Below are 18,305 nucleotides of genomic sequence, written 5' to 3'. Positions count from 1 at the left end.
AATGAAAAGAATCCTATTATCCATATCCGCGGTTCTCGCTGCCATCGCCATCCAGGCAATGCCGGTGAAGCCGGGAATATGTCGCAACATCACTCTCGCCGACGGCACAGTAGTCAAAGCAGAGCTCGTGGGCGACGAGCATCTCACATATTGGCGCACTGCCGACGGTGCCTGCTACAGACAGACACCGTCAGCTGGCGTGTTCTCTAAGGTGGAGCTTTCCGCTCTGCAGAGTGAATACGACGCAGTGGTGGCGCAGAAGGCAGCCCGTGAGAAAGCCATCCTGGAGTCGGCACGCACATCAATGCCGGTGAAAAAGGTAGAGGGAAGCAAATTCAAGGGCAAGAAGAAATGTCTTGTCATCCTTGCCAACTTCGCCGACACCAAGTTCAAGCCGGAGCATACGCTCGACCTCTACAAGCAGATCATCAACGGAGAGAACTACTCCGACGAGACGCTCGGATTCAAGGGTAGCGTGCGTGACTACTTCAAGGCTCAGAGTGGCGGACAGTTCGAGATCGACTTCGACGTGGTAGGTCCGGTAGACCTGCCGAAGGGATATGCCGGATATGGCAAGAACGACGCCTCGGGCAGAGACCAGGCGGCACTCGTATATCCTATGGTGGAGGATGCTGTGAACCTCGCCAAGGACCAGGTGACAGACTGGAAGCAGTATGACTGGGACGGCGACGGCCTCGTTGAAGAGGTGTTCGTCCTCTATGCCGGACACGGACAGGCAACATATCCTCAGGATCCGGACCTCGTATGGCCTCACAAGTCTGCCATCGACCCTATGACCGTTGCCGACGGAGTGAAGGTCAGCGTCTACGCCTGCAGCTGCGAGCTGGGCGCCACAGAGGCAATCGACGGTATCGGTGCCTTCTGCCATGAGTTCTCACACTGTATGGGACTCAAAGACCACTACGACATCAACGGTAGGGGATATGGAACAGGATTCTGGGACATCATGTGTTTCGGATGCTACAACGGCAACACATTCCTCCCTGCTGAATACAACAGCTATGAGAAGATGTTCTGTGGATGGAAGGAGCCTATAGTGCTCAACGCCGAACCGCAGAAGATCGAAGGCATGAAGGCTCTCGCTGCCGGTGGCGATACATACATCTTCTATAACGACGGAAACGAGAACGAGTATTATATGCTCGAAAACCGTCAGAAGACCGGTTGGGACGCCGCATTGCCAGGCGAGGGACTCATCGTGCTCCACGTGGACTACAGCAAGGGCGCCTGGGAAGACAATCAGGTAAACTACAACGCTGCCCGTCAGCGCATGACTGTGATTCCTGCCGACAACACCCTCGGTTCTACCGATGAGGACAAGGCTGGCGACGCATGGCCTTATCAGGGCAACAACAGCCTGACGAACTATTCCCGTCCGGCTTGCACCGTGTACAACGCCAATACCGACGGCACGGGTTACATGAACAAATATCTGCTCAACATCAAACAGAACGCCGACGGCACAATCTCGTTTGAGTATACCACAAAGAGCGCCACAAAGCAGGACAAGCCGGAGGGAGCATTGCTCTATGAAACATTCGACAACTGCAGCGGCATCGGCGGTAATGACGGCATCTGGGATGGCGACAACGTGGGATTGGCAGACTTCTTCCCTGACAATGACGGATGGTCGGGCACTCCGAAGACCGGTGCCAACAAGTGTGCGCTCCTCGGTAACGCTACACGTAAGGCAAACGCCGTCACACCATCGTTCAAAATCTCTGAACCGGTAGTGATTTCGTTCCTCGCAGCCCCATACACAGGCAGCTCAGACAACAAGCTGATTCTGGCTGCAAACTATGGTTGCGACGCCGTGCTTGATGTCACAGAGTTCGCTCTCGTTCCTGGTCAGTGGACAGAGGTAAAGGCTAATGTCACCGGTTCTGGTGATGCCGCTATCCGCTTCAAGACCAACGACAAGGGCGTGTTCATCGACAATGTGTGCGTAATTCCTGTGAGCCTTGCCGGTATCAGTTCTGCCACTGCCGACCAGTCGCCAAAGAACGGCGAGATATACTCTATCGACGGTCGCTACATGGGTAAGTCAGTCAGCGCTCTTCGCCCTGGCATCTATGTGATGAACGGTAAGAAGCTCGTGAAGTAACATTCAGAAACATTCCATTCAGACCTCGTGTCTGCACATAAAACAAGGATTGGATAATTGGAGAAGCTGAGACTCTCCGGTTGTCCAATCCTTTTATTATTTGGTGTTGGTCAATATGATTAAACCCAAATCGGTCATTAGGGCTTGCTTGTATTTTGCTTTTTTAGAAGAGTGGATTTTGTTTGGCTTTTAACCCAAATCGGTTATTAGGGCTTGCTTGGATTTTGTTATTTTAGAAGAGTGGATTTTGTTTGGCTTTTAATGAGTAATAGCGAGCTATTGCGAATTAAAAACGGACAAAAGACGCTTTATAAAAAGCAAAAGACTGCAAGCAGTCATAAAAAAATAAAGTAAACGTCCTAATGACCGTTTTGGGTTTAATGAGTAATAGCGAGCTATTGCGAATTAAAAACAAGCAAAAGACGCCTTATAAAAAGCAAAAGACTGCAAGCAGTTATTAAAATTATACATTGAACGGACTAATGACCGTTTTGGGTTAAAAGTTTCCAATAACGCTGATTCTTAGTAAAACCAAGAATTTCCAAAAAACCGTCAGACCATCTGGTTTTTAGCCGTAATATTCTGACAAACAGACAGTTGACAGTCTTTCGATTGTCAGGCAATTGTCTGGATGGTTTGCTGATGAAAAGAATTATCAGGTGAAAAGAATTCTCAGGTGTGAGGAATTCAGACTACAGGAATTGCCTGCGTTGGCAGAATTCAGGAAACAGGAATATGGGTGTTACAATATGAACTTATTGGGCAGATGTCTGAAAGCAAATCTGCCCAACAGGGGCAAGCACGTTGCCCATGATGGGCAAGCACGTTGCCCCACTTGGGCAAGCAGCTTGCCCATTTCATGAAGTTTTTGGTTGAAAACAAGGGCCGACATAACAAAGAAATGTCAGCCCTTGTATCTTTTGACCGTTTGGGGTTAAATCACTCCGAACTGGTGTAGGAACACGAGCAGGATGCAGATGGGGCAGAGGAATTTCATGCAGAACATATACACGCCGAAATACTTGCCCGGCATCGTGCCCCAGTTGGTGTATTGGTCCTTCACTATCTTCTTGGGAACATACCATCCCAAGAACAGACAGGTGAAGAATCCGCCCAACGGCAACAATATCTGACTTGTGATGGAGTCGAGCCAGTCGAACAGCGACTTGCCGCCCAGACAAATGATATCCAAGTCGCTCAACGACAGAGAGCACAATACGGCAATCACCATGCTGACAGCCGTCACGATGGTAGCAGAACGGTTGCGCGACACATTGAACTCCTCTTCTACGAATGCCGTGCTCACCTCATGGATGGAAATCAGTGATGTAAGAGCCGCCAGCGACAGCAGGATATAGAATGACAGTGCCACCAGATATTCCACAACAGGAATGCCCCCGAAAGCCTCCTGGAAGACGTTTGGCAGAGTGATGAATATCAGCGACGGACCGCTGTCGGGGCTTACGCCCACGCTGAATGCTGCAGGGAAGATAATCAGTCCTCCGAGAATCGCTATCACCGTGTCTATAATGCCTATCTGCATCGCAGAACTCGTAAGGTTTGTTTCTTTCGAAAAGTAAGAGGCGAAGGTGCACAGACACCCCATGCCGATGCTCAATGAGAAGAATGCCTGTCCCAGTGCGCCGAGGAACAGCTCCTTGGTTACCTTGCTGAAGTCCGGCTTGAACAGGTATTCCACACCCGCCCATGCGTTTGGCAGCATGCAGGATGCCACCACAAGTACTATCAGCAGCACGAACAGTGCCGGCATCATCATCTTTGAAGCCTTCTCGATGCCGTCTTTCACTCCTCTGATGATGATAAGATGTGTGACAATCAGGAATGTCACAGCCCAGAATATCGGTTTTACGGGGTCTTTCTCAAAGGTGTTGAAGAAGTCGGCAAAAAACTGCGGGTCCCCGTTCAGCTGTCCTGCCGCCGATGCGTAGATATATTCGAAACACCATCCCGACACCACGGCATAGTAGCCGTTGACGAGGAGTCCCGTCAGCACTCCCAGATATCCCACCAGTCCGAAAGGTGTCTTGCCGGCAAGTTTGCGGTAAGCCCTCGCCGTGTTTGAGGCGGAATGTCTGCCGATTATGAATTCGCTCATGATACATGGTATGCCAAGCGCAAGCACGCAGACCACATAGACGATGATGAATAGCGCACCGCCGTTCTGTCCCGCCATATACGGGAAGCGCCATACGTTGCCGAGACCCACTGCCGAACCCGCCGTGGCGAGTATCAATCCAAGTTTACTACCGAAATTAGCTCTGTTCCCTTTTTCCATAACTGTGCTTTCTTTTGGTTTTAGAAATGAATATGCTATCCTAATTGTAATATTGATTTAGTTAATTGTCGCAAATGTATCAAATATTTTTTACTTTTGCATTAAAATATCAATTAAAATGAGACGAATCCCACAATTAATGCGTTTTTACCCCTTGTCGTGGCTCTGCATAGCCATAATCTGGGTGGCGTGCTTCTGCACTCCGCCACATACATCACTCGACGATGTGCCGTTCATTGACAAATGGACACATATCGCAATGTATGCCGGAACGTGTAGTGTGATATGGCTCGAACACCTGCGCCGCTACCGCTCCTCTGCCAGTCCGCGCCGCCTGCTCCTCTGGGCTTGGCTCGCTCCGGTGATGATGAGCGGACTGATAGAACTTCTCCAGGCATACTGCACGGGAGGCAGGCGGAGTGGCGATTGGCTCGATTTCCTTGCCAACGCCACGGGAGCTACCCTGGGCTGTCTTTTGGGATATCTGGCGTATAGGGTGAAGTACAACAGATGAGCGGGACAACTTGAAATCTTAACCCCGATATTTTGATATTAGCATTATTTGTAGTACATTTGCACGTATATTAATCAGCTAAAAACACTTATGAAGAAAACGATATCATCATTCGCAATACTTATGGCAGTGATATTCCTCGCATCATGCGGAGGAAAGAAATTCCATGTGAACGGAAATATAACGGAAGCTAAAGACTCAATGCTCTATTTCGAGAACATGAGTCTCGACGGACCGGTTGCCATAGACTCCGTGAAACTCTCTGCCGACGGATCATTCAGCTTTAGCGACGATGCGCCGACAGCGCCGGAATTCTATCGCCTGCGCATAGCAAACCAGATCATAAACCTCAGCGTAGACTCCACCGAGACCATCACAGTGAAGGCATCCTATCCCAAGATGTCAACAGGATATACCGTGAGCGGAAGTGAGGAATGTGCCACCATCAAAGACCTGGCTATCAAGCAGATAAACCTCCAGTCGTTTGTCATCGGCATCGAGAACAACCCAGCCATCGGATACGACGCCGCCGAGGATACCATCCGTAAGGTGATAGAACAGTATAAGGATTTCATCAAGCGCAACTATATCTACAAGCAGCCGATGAAGGCATCCTCATATTTCGCCCTGTTCCAGGCTCTGGGACAGCGACTCATCTTCAATCCCCGTGAGAGCAAGGAAGACATCAAGGCGTTCGCTGCCGTTGCCACAAGCTGGGATACATACTATCCCGGTTCGCTTCGTGGCGAAAACCTCCACAACATTGCCATCGAGGGAATGAAGAATGTGAGAATCATGCAGAACAAGCTCGCCGAAAGCCAGCAGGGCATCGACCCCTCGAAGGTGCACACCTCTAATATCATAGAGATTGCTCTGCCTGACAACCATGGCAATATGCGCCGCATCACCGACCTGGCAGGCAAGGCAGTGTTGCTCGATTTCCATGTCTTCGCATCCGAAGGTTCCACACAGCGCATCATGAAACTAAGGGAACTCTACAACAAATACCACTCTCGCGGACTGGAGATTTTCCAGGTGTCGCTCGATCCAGAGGAACATTTCTGGAAGACACAGACCGCAGCGTTGCCATGGATATCCGTGCGTGATGCCGATGGAGTGGACTCCAAGCTCCTAATGCTCTACAACATCCAGAAGTTGCCGACCTTCTTCCTCGTAGACAAGACGAACACCCTCTATAAGCGTGACGAGCAGATCAAAGACCTCGATGCTGAAATCCAGAAGATACTCTGATAGTATCTTCGTTGGCGGGGAGCAGCGGCGAATGCGCCCGCTCCAAATAAAATGACAGACAATTCAACAGACTATATATATAAGGTATGCGCGCGCATACCTTATATTATTTGCACAAACTACCCATTGACATCAAACCATCCAGACAATCGAAAACAATTGTCTGGTCGCTAACTGCCTGTATGTCAATACGCTATACTGAAAACCAGACAATCTGACGATTTTTTTTGTTTTTTCGCTGTCATCATATTTTCTCCAGTCTGTCGTGGCATCTTAATATCTTGGTAAGCTGGATTCTGTTAGTCTGTGACACTGCAAAAACAATTGTTTCACACCCATTACAGCCGTGTAACATCTGTTATATTAATAAGTGTATATATGTCCGTCATCGTTGTACACTTATTGCTATCAGTGTGTAAGAAATAGGACCGTAATGTGAATAATTATGATTGTAAATATACATTTATACCTCTATTTTAGTTAAATTTTTGGGGAAAAGCAGTTTTTATTACCTTTAGTTTTGTTTGGAATGGAAATAATATATAAATTTGCAAAAACGTAACAATAATTTATTCATTCATTAATTTAGGGAAGAGAGTATTTATGGAAAAAAGACTAACAATGCTGTTGGCCTCCCTGTTCCTCTTCGTAGGAATGGCTCTGGCTCAAACAGAAGTCTCGGGTACCGTGATATCTCACGATGATGGTCAACCCGTTATTGGTGCTACAATCATGTTGAAGGGCACTAAGACAGGTACCGTTACGGATATCGACGGTAAATTCTCGCTGACATCAACCCAAAGTAATCCAACCATCATAGTGACTTATGTCGGTATGAAGGATGTAACCATGAAGGGCAAGAAAAACATGAAAATTGTTTTGGAGTCTAATGCACAAGAGATCGGCGAGGTCGTAGTTACAGGTATGCAGAAGATGGACAAGCGTCTGTTTACTGGTGCCACAACTAAGATTGATGCAAACAAGGCAAAACTTGACGGTGTGGCTGATATCAGCCGCTCGCTCGAAGGCCGTGCAGCCGGTGTATCTGTGCAGAACGTATCCGGAACGTTCGGTACCGCGCCAAAGATCCGCGTGCGTGGTGCTACCTCTATTTACGGTTCGTCAAAGCCACTGTGGGTGGTTGACGGTGTCATCATGGAGGACGTGACGGAAGTAGACGCCGACGCTCTCTCTTCTGGTGATGCAGCAACACTTATTTCAAGCGCCATCGCTGGTCTGAACTCTGACGATATCGAAAGCTTCCAGATCCTGAAGGACGGTTCCGCTACATCTATCTATGGTGCACGCGCCATGGCTGGTGTGATCGTTGTTACCACAAAGCGTGGTAAGGCAGGTACCTCTAAGATCAGCTATACCGGTGAGTTCTCTTATCGCCTGAAGCCAAGCTACAAGGAGTTCAACATCATGAACTCTCAGGAGCAGATGGGTATCTTCAAGGAGATGCAGAACAACGGTTTCTTCTCGTTCGTAAGCTCATACCGCGCAAGCAACTCAGGTGTGTTCGGTAATATGTACCACCTCATGAACCAGTACGACCCTGCAACCGGCAAGTTCGGTCTCGACAACACTCCAGAGGCTATGAACGCTTACCTCCAGCAGGCTGAGTATCGCAACACTGACTGGTTCGACCTGTTGTTCAACAACTCGATTTCGATGAACCACTCTATCAGTATGAGTTCTGGTACAGAGAAGGCTCAGTACTATGCTTCATTCAGCTTCATGGATGATCCAGGTTGGTACAAGAAGAGCAACGTTAAGCGTTATACTTCTAACATCAACGCTCTGTACAACATCAGCAAGAAGGTTTCGTTGAACATGATCGGTAATGCAGCTTATCGTAAGCAGCAGGCTCCTGGTACCACAAACTCAAGCGGTATCAACGGTGTGACCGGTGACGTGTCGCGTAACTTCGACATCAACCCATATTCATACGCTTTGAACAGCTCTCGTACTCTCGATCCAAATGCAGAGTATCAGAGAAACTACGCTCCGTTCAACATCTTCCACGAGCTCGACAACAACTACCTCAACTTCGACGTTGTTGACATCAAACTCCAGGCTGAACTCAAGTACAAGCCTATCCGCACAGTGGAACTCTCTGTTTTGGGTGCTTACAAGTTCTCTACCACCACACAGGTGCAGACAATCACTGAGAACTCTAACCAGGCACTTGCATTCCGTGCTATGGACGACGCTACAATCCGTGACAACAACTCATGGTTGTACAAAGACCCGGACAGCGCAAACTCACTGCCTATCACAGTATTGCCTTCTGGTGGTTTCTACCAGGAGACAAAGTATAAGATGAACAGCTGGGACTTCCGTGCTACAGCATCTTATAACGACGTAATCAAGGACGACCACATCATCAACGTATATGGTGGTATGGAGATCAACAACGTTGACCGTAACAGCACATACTTCAACGGTGTTGGTATGAACTTCGGCAATGGTCTGCTCGGAAGCTACGACTACCGCTACTTCAAGCAGGCAAGCGAGGAGAACTCAATGTACTACTCTGTAGGCAACGGCTACAGCCGTGAGGTTTCTTTCTTCGGTACTGCTACATATTCTTGGAAGGGCCGTTATACAATCAACGGTACTGTACGCTACGAGGGTTCTAACCGTCTGGGTAAGGCTACAAGCGCCCGCTGGTTGCCTACATGGAACATCTCTGGAGCATGGAACGCTCATGAGGAGACATGGTTCGAGAAACTGAACAAGGTTCTCTCTCACGCTACTGTTAAGGCAAGTTACTCTCTGACCGGTGACAAGCCTGCCATCACAAATGCTAACGTAATCATCGGTAGCTACAACGTATGGCGTCCTTTCACTGTTGACAAGGAGTCTGGTCTGCAGATCAACAGCTTCGCTAACCCTGACCTGACATACGAGAAGAAGCACGAGCTCAACCTCGGTATCGACCTCGGTTTCCTCAACAACAGAATCAACTTCTCGTTCGACTGGTATACTCGTGACAACTACGACCTCATCGGTCCGAAGCGTACAACTGGTGTAGAGGGTTCTATCCTCAACTATGCCAACGTAGCATCCATGAAGTCTCATGGTGAGGAGTTCACACTCAGTACACGTAACATTGTGACCAAGGACTTCACATGGTCTACTGACTTCATCTTCTCTCACACTAAGAGCCGTGTGACTGACCTCGACGCTCAGACACGTATCTACGACCTTATCTACGGTAACGGATTTACAATGAAGGGCTATCCTTACAGAGCTTTGTTCTCTATGGACTTCAAGGGCCTGAACAACTCAGGTCTCCCAACATTCGTAAACGAGAAGGGCGAGATCACTACAAGCGACATCGACTTCCAGTCTTACGACCTGTCTCATCTGAAGTATGAGGGTCCTACAGATCCTACAATCACCGGATCTCTCGGTAACGTGTTCTCTTACAAGAACTGGCACCTGAACATCTTCATGACATACTCGTTCGGTAACGTTACACGTCTTGACCCATCATTCGCTTACTCATATTCTGACCTCTCGGCTATGCCTAAGGAGTTCAAGAACAGATGGGTGGTTCCTGGAGACGAGCTGAGAACTACTATCCCAGCTATCGCCGACCTCAGAACAATCCAGAGCGATACATATCTGAACAGAGCTTACAACGCATACAACCTCTCTACAGAGCGCGTTGCAAAGGGTGACTTCATCCGTATGAAGGAGATTTCTCTCGCATACGACTTCCCTCTCAAGTGGATTAGCAAGATCGGTCTTACAAGCGCAAGCGCTAAGCTGCAGGCTACAAACCTCTTCTTGATCTATTGCGACGACAAGCTGAACGGTCAGGACCCAGAGTTCTTCAACGCCGGTGGTGTTGCAGCTCCTATGTCTAAGCAGTTCACATTCACATTGCGTCTTGGTATCTAATCAATTAGTATACATTAATAAGATTATAATATGAAATATATAAAGTATTTAGCGGTGTCGGCGCTTTGCGCAATGTCACTTACTTCTTGTAATGACTATCTCGACAGACTGCCAGACGACCGCGCAGAGGTGAAGACGGTAAGCCAGGTTAAAGAGCTGCTTACGTCTGCATACCCTGAGGGAAACAACAATACCATTATGGAGCTTATGTCGGACAACGTTTCTGACAACGGTACTTCTTATGCTTCTACTCCGTTGAAGGACGAGCTGTATCGCTTCGAGGACGTTGACGATACTGGTAACGACTCTCCATATTTTGTATGGAACCAGCTCTACAAGTCGGTGGCTACTGCCAACCAGGCGCTCGAGTATCTCGGACAGGTTACTCCTACTGAGGAGTCTGCAGCTGTAGAGGCTGAGGCTAAGATGATCCGTGCTTACTCTATGTTCCAGCTCGCCACTACTTTCTGTATGGCTTGGGACGAGTCTAAGGCTGATGAGTATATGGGTCTTCCTTATCCGAAAGAGCCTGCCAAGTTCATCGGCGGCCAGTATGACCGCGGAACTCTCCGTCAGCTCTATGCAAACATCGACAAGGATATCGAGGAGGCACTTCCAAAGATTGACGAGTCTATCTACACTGTTCCTAAGTATCACTTCAACAGAAAGGCAGCTTACGCATTCGCAGCTCGCTTCAACCTGTATTACAACAACATGGACAAGTGTATCGAGTATGCTAACGAGGTTCTCGGCTCTGACCCACGTTCTGTACTGCGTGACTTCGAGCAGTACACTCAGTTCGGTGCTCAGGATATCGGTAACAAGTATATCCAGTCTGGCGAGAAGGCTAACCTCATGCTGTTGGCTTCTTACTCTTCTGAGGGTTACATGGTAATCTACCCTGTATATCCACGTTTCCAGCATAACCAGAGCGTTTGCTCTTACGGTACATTCTGGGCTAAGGCTCCTTGGGGCCAGGGTTCAGGTACTGACGCACAGAAGGCACTACTCTACTATGCTAACATGATGTACGGTAGCAGCACTGCTGTTCAGTTCCCAAAGATGTTGCCACAGATGGAAATCACCGACAAGATCAATCAGACAGGTTATCTCCACATTGTTGACCCGATCTTCACTGGTGACGAGACTCTTCTCTGCCGTGCAGAGGCTTATGCCCGCAAGAAGATGTACACTGAGGCTGTAGCCGACATCAATCTTTGGATTGAGAACCACTGCCGTGCTCAGAGCGGTGACGAGGTTCGTCCTGTGATGACAGAAGAGTTGATCAACGAGTTCATGGAGCAGCTCGACTATACTCCTGTAACATTGGAGTACTGGAGTGACCTTACAATCCGCAAGGAGCTTCACCCACAGGGATTCGAAATTGAGACAGGAACCCAGGAGAACATGATCAACCTCATCCTCCACATGCGTCGTCTGGAGACTATCTTCCAGGGACTCCGCTTCCCTGACTTGAAGCGTTACGGTATCGCATTCTCTCACCTCGTACAGCGTGAGGACCCACTCGTCTTCCAGACAGGTGACTTGAGAGGTGCCGTTCAGTTGCCAAACGATGTTATTAAGGCTGGTCTGCCAGCAAACCCACGTTGATTAAAATAATTAATTGGAAATATGAAAAAGATTAAATATTTAGGAATGCTGCTGATGATGTTCGCTGCAACTGCATCTTTCGTGGGATGTAGTGAGGACGACCTTGACTCAAAGAGCATCTTCGATACAAATCCTATCCAGCGTTCCGAATTCGATAACTGGTTGCTCAAGAACTATGTTCAGGAGTTCAACATCAACTTCCTCTATCACTACAACGACAAGGAGGCTGACCAGAACTATAACGTTACTCCTGCACAGACAGACAAGGCCATCGCTATCGCAAAGCTCATGCAGCACATGTGGCTCGGAGCTTATGTAGAGGTAGCCGGCGCTGACTTCCTGAAGACCTATACTCCACGAGTTATCCAGCTTTCTGGTTCTTATAAGTATGACACCAACGGTCAGATCGTGCTCGGTACTGCAGAGCAGGGTATGAAGGTGATGTTCTACGGCGTTAACGAGCTTGATATCGACAACGTTCGTGTGAACACTACTGATCCATACGAGTCAAAGGGCACAAAGCCTCTTGACCTGAACTACTGGTTCTTCCACACTATGCACCATGAGTTCTGCCATATCCTTACTCAGACCAAGAACTACTCAACTGATTTCCAGACTATCAGTGCCGGTGGTTACCACTCAACTGACTGGGTCAACGTAAAGGATAAGGATGCTGCTACAGAGGGATTCGTTTCTGGATATGCAAGCCAGGAGTACAACGAGGACTTCGCCGAGATCTATGCTTACTATGTAACACTGTCTGAAGAGGGTTGGAACAAGATCATCGAACAGGCTGGCGAGAATGGAGCAAAGATCATCAACAAGAAGCTTGATATTGTAAGAAGTTATTTCCTCAATAGCTGGAATATCGATCTGGATACGATGCGTTCTGTCGTTCTCCGTCGTTCAAACGAGGTAACTTCTCTTGATTTACGTAAACTTGATTAATGGAGGAGGATAAAAATATGAAGAAGATTTTAAGTCTTTTGGCTTTCATCATGGGAGTGTTCGCGTTCTCTTCATGTGTGTCTGATGTAGACGACGTGTTCAGCGACAGCGCGGCAAACCGTGCGCAGAAAGCTCTTACAGAGACAAAGACTCTTTTGGAGTCGGCTCCAAACGGATGGAGAGTTGAATATTATGGTGATGTCACATACGGTGGATACAATGTATTCATGAAGTTCGAGGGTGACAGCGTGACTGTAGCAAGCGAGAAGGTTGGCAAGGGTCAGGCTGCCGGTTATGATGCAAACGGAAATGCACTGACTTGCAAGTCTCACTTCAAGCTGGAGCAGAGTATGGGTGTCGTTCTTTCTCTCGACGACTATAACAGCATCTTCCATTACTTCGCAGAGCCTAACAATGATGACTTCGGTACTGCAGGTACCGGTTTCGAGGGTGACTTCGAGTTCCGCGTCGTTTCTGCTTCTGCAGAGAAGATCGAGTTGAAGGGCAAGAAGCATGGCGCCCGCATCTATATGTATCCTATGGCTGCTGACATGTCATGGGGTGAGTATATGAAGCAGGTTGACGAGGCTGAGGAGTTCATGACTTCACGTACATACACTCTGCAGTGGGGTGAGGATACAGAAAACGCTATCTATACCCAGTCTACCTATCGTTGTCTGAATTTCTACACAACTGACAAAGATGGCAAGGTTGAGGTTGTTGCTGCTCCTTACATCGTAACTCCAGAGGGATACAAGTTCTATAAGGAGGTTACTGTAAAGGATACCAAGTTGAACGGTTTCACCAAGGGTGACACTCAGGACTTCTTCGTGGCTACAGGTGTTGAGAACGTGAAGCTCTTCACAGAGGTTCCTACATTGTTCGATACATTCAAGCGTGGTCTCTGGTATCTCACATACGATGACATGGGAACATACGGCCAGAGCAAGTGGGAGACTCTCTTCGAGAAGCTCGGTAAGGCTGACAATGACAAGAAACGTGCACGCCTCTACTATGCTGCTGTAGGTTATGTTTCTGACAAGTATCCTGCTGGATTACTTATGGCTACAGCCACTGAGTCTCAGGTTATCATCGGTATGACATTCAATGCCGTTTCTGATGGCAACGGTGGTTACTATGGAGACCGTGTTGAGATGAAGTCAAATGTCGGTAAGAGTAACAACCCTGGTAAGAAGTACTACAAGAATGACAAGTATGGTGGTATGTCGGCAATCGACCCATTCTGCGGTGGCTTTGGCCACACATTCCAGATCACTACAGACAATGTACGTCATCCGTCTTACCTCATCCTGACAGACTTGAACGATCCTACTAACGTGATTAAGGTTTGGGCTCAGTCTAAGGGCTACCCATTCGGCGACCGCGACAAGGAAGAGAAAGAATAATCAGTGAATAAACAATAGGGTGGGCGAGACCCGCGTTTCGCTCACTCTATTCAAAAAGCAAAAAAAACATTTAAATTAATTTTTAGTATTATGAGAAAATTTTTACTATCTGCTTGCGCAGCAGTGGTTTCACTCGCAGCAAGCGCACAGGTTTTGCAGACACCTCTCTGTAAAACAGTGTTGAATAACAACGTTAAGTTTGATGACATGACTTCTGTCAAGGCTATCAAGAACGTTAAGTCTTACGCTAAGAAGGCAGCTCCTGCCCGCATCGCTCACGACGGTATCTATGGTCTTTATATTTCAGCTTACACTGAACTCGATGACAAGTGGAGCTGCGACAGCGTTATCGTAGAGAAGGTAAATGTTACAGACGAGGAGACTAATACAACTTACAACACTAAGTTCAAATTCTGCTCTGAGAACGCTCCTACTGAGTTCTATGGTGTGTATGATGCTGCTGCTGGTACAATTACTTGTCCTGCTCAGTACAGCGGTGGATACTCAGGCAATACTACTCAGGGTCCTGTAGACTATAAGTTCATTGTTGGTACTCTCCTTCCTTCTGGTGACCAATTCACATTCTCTGAGGATCCATTCGTATTCACAGTTGATGAGGATGGTAATCTCCTGCTCGACGTTGAGGAAGGCGGTGCTCTCGCAAATATCATCGAGGGTGTGAACCAAATCTGGAACTTCTTCTTCAGCCTCGAGTTGAAGCCAGCCAATGCTGTTATCTCATATAGCAGACCGGGTCGTCAGCAGGGAACTTATGACGATTTCGTTCACGCTGCATACGTAGAGGATTATACTAATAACGTTTCTGTTTACGGTTTCGCATGGTTCCAGCCTTCAAGCGGTATGGGTATGAGCACTGTTACTCCTCTTGACATTGACAAGGATTTGAATGTTCTCCTTACAGGTCCACAGAATGCATTCTCTGTAGCACCATTTGGAATCCAGGATGAAGGAGCTGGTAAATATTTCAAGATCTGCGGAACTAAGCCTTCAGCAGAGGAAGGCTATGTAGAGGTTGATACTGGTGATCCTTCTTACGTTCATGGTAAGCTCTCTGGTAACAAGATCATTATGGACTCATTCCCTGTATTCACAAACTTCTGGAATGACCCTGCAACAGGTGAGCAGAGTGCTTATGGTTTCTGGTACTTGAACTATGTTATCACTCTCGACGAGGGAGTATTCAAGGCTGATCCAAGTTATGCTGGAATCAATGGCGTTACAGAGACTTCTGTAAAGAACGTTAAGACTTACAACCTCTTCGGTCAGGAGGTTCCAGCTAATACTAAGGGCTTGGTAATCCGTGGCGGCAAGAAGTTCTTCAACAAGTAATCAGTCTTGCTGATATTTGCCTTAAATGGCAAAAGTATATTGCCCGTGGCGTCTGTCACGGGCTTTTTTGTGCTCTTTTTCTTCTTCTTTGTTATTTTTGCTTAAAATTATTTTGACGTATCTCATTTCTTGCTATCTTTGTAAATTGAAATGAAGAACATGTTATATTGCCGAGTAATTTATTTTCGCAATCTATAATAATTTGCAATTAAAAATATGAAAAAGTCATTTGCTTTGACCATTGTGTCGCTTGCTCTTGCATTGTCGGCACAGGCAATCCGCCCTATCCACAAGGCGTTTCCAGTAAAACAAAGCGATGGTACCACCGTGATGCTCTATAAGAACGGTGACGGTCATCTCGCTTTCTACACCACAGAAGACCATCAGGTCGTTGTACGCAATGCCGACGGCACACTCTGCTATGCCAAGCTTGTGGGAACAGACCTTGTTGCTACCGACGTTGTAGTTCACGACATCACCAGCCGCACAGCTGATGAAATCGCTTTCGTCCAGTCGAATACGCTGAAGCCTACAGACCAGGCACTCGCCAAGCTTGCTTCCGCAAGACCAAGACTTGCCGGCGCACAGAAGGTCGGAGGCTCGTCTACTTCTGACGGTCTCGGAAAGTATGGCACCAGCGCTACTGGCCCTATTCCGACAATCGGCAACATCAAGATACCTGTAATTATGGTTGAGTACACCGACACCAAGTTCCAGCCCGAGATGACCACCGAGAAGCTCGACAAGATGCTCAATGCCGAGGGATATGCCGAAGACAACAAATGGGAGAAAGGTTCCGTTCGTGATTATTTCAAGGCACAGAGCCGTGGAATGTTCACTCCGGAATTCGTAGTGCTGGACAAGGTGCAGCTCTCTAAAGGATACGCATACTATGGCAAGAACTCAGGCGGTGCCCATGGAACCGGCGATGTCAACGCACTCGCAATGGTAAAAGAGGCTGTTTCGCTGGCAGCAGCAAACGGAGCCAATTTCGACCAGTTCAAGGTAAATGGAAAGATTCCTAACGTAGTTGTATATTATGCAGGTTGCGGTGAGGCAACAGGTGGCGACGACAACACCATCTGGCCACACGAGCTCGACCTTCCGTTGTCATACGGTAACATGAGCGGACATATCTTCAGCTCATATTTCGTGGGCAATGAGCTTTACGGAACAACAGAGCAGTATCTGCCAATGGGTATCGGAGTGCTCGTTCATGAGTTCGGTCATGCCATGGGTCTGCCGGATTTCTACGATCCGACATATTCTTACCAGGGCGATTCGGCTTTCGGCTATTGGTCAGTGATGGACGGTGGAGCATACGTAGACTATGCCTACGCTCCAATCGGATACAATGCCTATGAGCGCAGCTTCATGGGATGGCTCGACATCAAGGAAGTGCCGGAGTCAGGTCTCGTTACTCTCGCCAACCCTAATTCTGCAGAGGGCGATATGGCGGTAATGTTCCGCAATCCTAAAAACACCATGGAGTATTTCATCTTCGAGAACCGTCAGCCCGGCACATGGTATCCAGAGGACTCCGGTTCAGGAGTCCTGCTCACCCGTATCTCTTATAGTCCATCAGCATGGATGTATAACTCGGTAAACACCAACCAGACAAAGAAGCGTGCGATGGTAGTTCCTGCAGATGGAGCATTGCTCTCTGACGACCAGGGCAGTGAGTACACACTCTTCGGCAATGGAGTGAACTACAAGACAGAATATAGATACTTTGACGGTGGCACAGAGAACGACCGTCCTGTATACGGCATCATGAAGCAGCCGGACGGAAGCATCGTCATCAGCTTCAAGGACCAGAACGCCAAGCCGGAGCCAATAGCAGATGGTGGTGTCTATGAGAAGATTACCGATGTAAGCCAGCTTAATACAGACGACGTGGTGGTATTTGCAAATGAGGCAGCAGGCGTTGCAACAGCAGATGCCAAGAAGACACTCTTCACTGCAGTTTACACCAAGTTCGAGGACGGCAAACTATATGGCAACAGCATGGTTCAGGAGTTCAAGCTCACCAAGAACACTTCAGACTGGTATATCCGTTACAACACTACCGGCCACAAATATCTCTGCGCCACATCTTCCGGCGTTGGATCTACAACGAAGATTGACAAGAACGTATTCGCTTCTATCAACATTGAAGGAGGTGATGCCACTATCCAGTTCACCAAGACAAGATATGACAACAACAACTTAGCTTTCAGTCCTACCGGACTCTTCTTCTCTACCAACACCGGTATGCAGGGTGACTTCCAGATTTATCGTCTGATTCAAGGTTCCAACGGCATCAGCAATGCTATAGTTGACGAGAAGCCGGCAGACAACCGCATGTTCAACCTCGCCGGTCAGCAGGTGGGTGACGACTACAAGGGTATCGTCATCCAGAACGGCAAGAAGTTCATGAAGAAGTAATTCCTTGATATTATAACGCCGTGGCCACCTCCGTGGCGTCAGGCATATAATGACATAATCCAGCTCCCGCTTTGGTTCCGAAACAGGAATCCATGGCGGGAGCTTTCGTATATATATCCTCCGACCATTGCGTCTTCAGAAATTTCTATGCCCGGAAACGCTTGCGTATGTCGGATATAATTTGTAGATTTGCAAAATCATCGGCTTTATCACCGCCAATGATTATCTATTCACCTATGATAAACGAAATAGACCACATTTCCGTAGAGTCAGCCATGCAGGTTTACAACGGGCCCTCCATCGAGCACGACCTGCTGGTTTTCGACGACTTTGAAGAACTTCCAGTTATCGGCATTCCCAAGCGTATGGACTGTATTTTCCTCGCCGTATGTCTCGGCGGAGAAGCACATTATACAGTAGACACCGAGGAACGCACCGTCAAGGCAAACGATGTAATTATCA

General features: G+C 47.9%; 10 protein-coding genes and 1 pseudogene. 10 read left to right on the top strand and 1 reads right to left on the bottom strand.

Features of this window, described 5'->3' with window-relative positions; genetic code table 11:
• The first annotated feature begins 1 nt into the window (after position 1).
• On the top strand, positions 2-2,125 hold the full coding sequence (locus tag CCC32_RS04410; RefSeq protein ID WP_287072600.1) for a M6 family metalloprotease domain-containing protein: 2,124 nt from the start codon (positions 2-4) through the stop codon (positions 2,123-2,125).
• A 934-nt stretch (positions 2,126-3,059) separates the two neighbouring features.
• Here CCC32_RS04410 and CCC32_RS04405 read toward each other — a convergent pair.
• The gene (locus CCC32_RS04405; RefSeq protein ID WP_042517935.1) at positions 3,060-4,421 is read right to left on the bottom strand and encodes a sodium-dependent transporter; all 1,362 of its coding nucleotides are present in this window, start codon (positions 4,419-4,421) and stop codon (positions 3,060-3,062) included.
• A gap of 118 nt (positions 4,422-4,539) precedes the next feature.
• Between CCC32_RS04405 and CCC32_RS04400 the strand changes: the two genes are divergently transcribed.
• The 9 genes and pseudogenes from CCC32_RS04400 to CCC32_RS04360 form a co-directional block, all read left to right on the top strand.
• Positions 4,540-4,935 (top strand): VanZ family protein, encoded by a 396-nt coding sequence (locus CCC32_RS04400; protein WP_022316834.1) that lies wholly within the window; start codon positions 4,540-4,542, stop codon positions 4,933-4,935.
• A gap of 90 nt (positions 4,936-5,025) precedes the next feature.
• Entirely contained in the window at positions 5,026-6,186 is a 1,161-nt protein-coding gene (locus CCC32_RS04395) for a DUF4369 domain-containing protein (protein ID WP_044080361.1), read from the top strand.
• 603 nt (positions 6,187-6,789) lie between these two features.
• The gene (locus CCC32_RS04390) at positions 6,790-10,101 is read left to right on the top strand and encodes a SusC/RagA family TonB-linked outer membrane protein (RefSeq protein ID WP_287072594.1); all 3,312 of its coding nucleotides are present in this window, start codon (positions 6,790-6,792) and stop codon (positions 10,099-10,101) included.
• Between the two features lie 30 nt (positions 10,102-10,131).
• Positions 10,132-11,712 carry a RagB/SusD family nutrient uptake outer membrane protein gene (locus CCC32_RS04385; protein ID WP_042517941.1) on the top strand — a complete coding sequence of 527 codons (1,581 nt, stop codon included), beginning with the start codon at positions 10,132-10,134 and terminating at the stop codon, positions 11,710-11,712.
• Between the two features lie 21 nt (positions 11,713-11,733).
• Positions 11,734-12,660, top strand: a complete 927-nt coding sequence (locus CCC32_RS04380) for a zinc-binding metallopeptidase (protein WP_044072906.1) — start codon at positions 11,734-11,736, stop codon at positions 12,658-12,660.
• 17 nt (positions 12,661-12,677) lie between these two features.
• Complete coding sequence (locus CCC32_RS04375) at positions 12,678-14,066, top strand: DUF4302 domain-containing protein (RefSeq protein WP_044073909.1); 1,389 nt, start codon at positions 12,678-12,680, stop codon at positions 14,064-14,066.
• Positions 14,067-14,243: 177 nt separating this feature from the next.
• Positions 14,244-15,416 carry a hypothetical protein gene (locus CCC32_RS04370; protein WP_287072587.1) on the top strand — a complete coding sequence of 391 codons (1,173 nt, stop codon included), beginning with the start codon at positions 14,244-14,246 and terminating at the stop codon, positions 15,414-15,416.
• A gap of 216 nt (positions 15,417-15,632) precedes the next feature.
• Positions 15,633-17,843: a M6 family metalloprotease domain-containing protein gene (locus tag CCC32_RS04365; protein ID WP_287072585.1), complete on the top strand. Its 2,211-nt coding sequence runs from the start codon at positions 15,633-15,635 to the stop codon at positions 17,841-17,843.
• A gap of 236 nt (positions 17,844-18,079) precedes the next feature.
• Positions 18,080-18,305, top strand: a pseudogene (locus CCC32_RS04360) (AraC family transcriptional regulator); the annotation flags it as partial.

The sequence above is a fragment of the Prevotella sp. LMAG:51 genome (assembly GCF_008680225.1).
Taxonomy (GTDB): Bacteria; Bacteroidota; Bacteroidia; order Bacteroidales; family Bacteroidaceae; genus Prevotella; species Prevotella pectinovora.
Note: the sequence above shows the minus strand (reverse complement) of the source record. Positions and strands in the feature narration are given on the sequence as shown.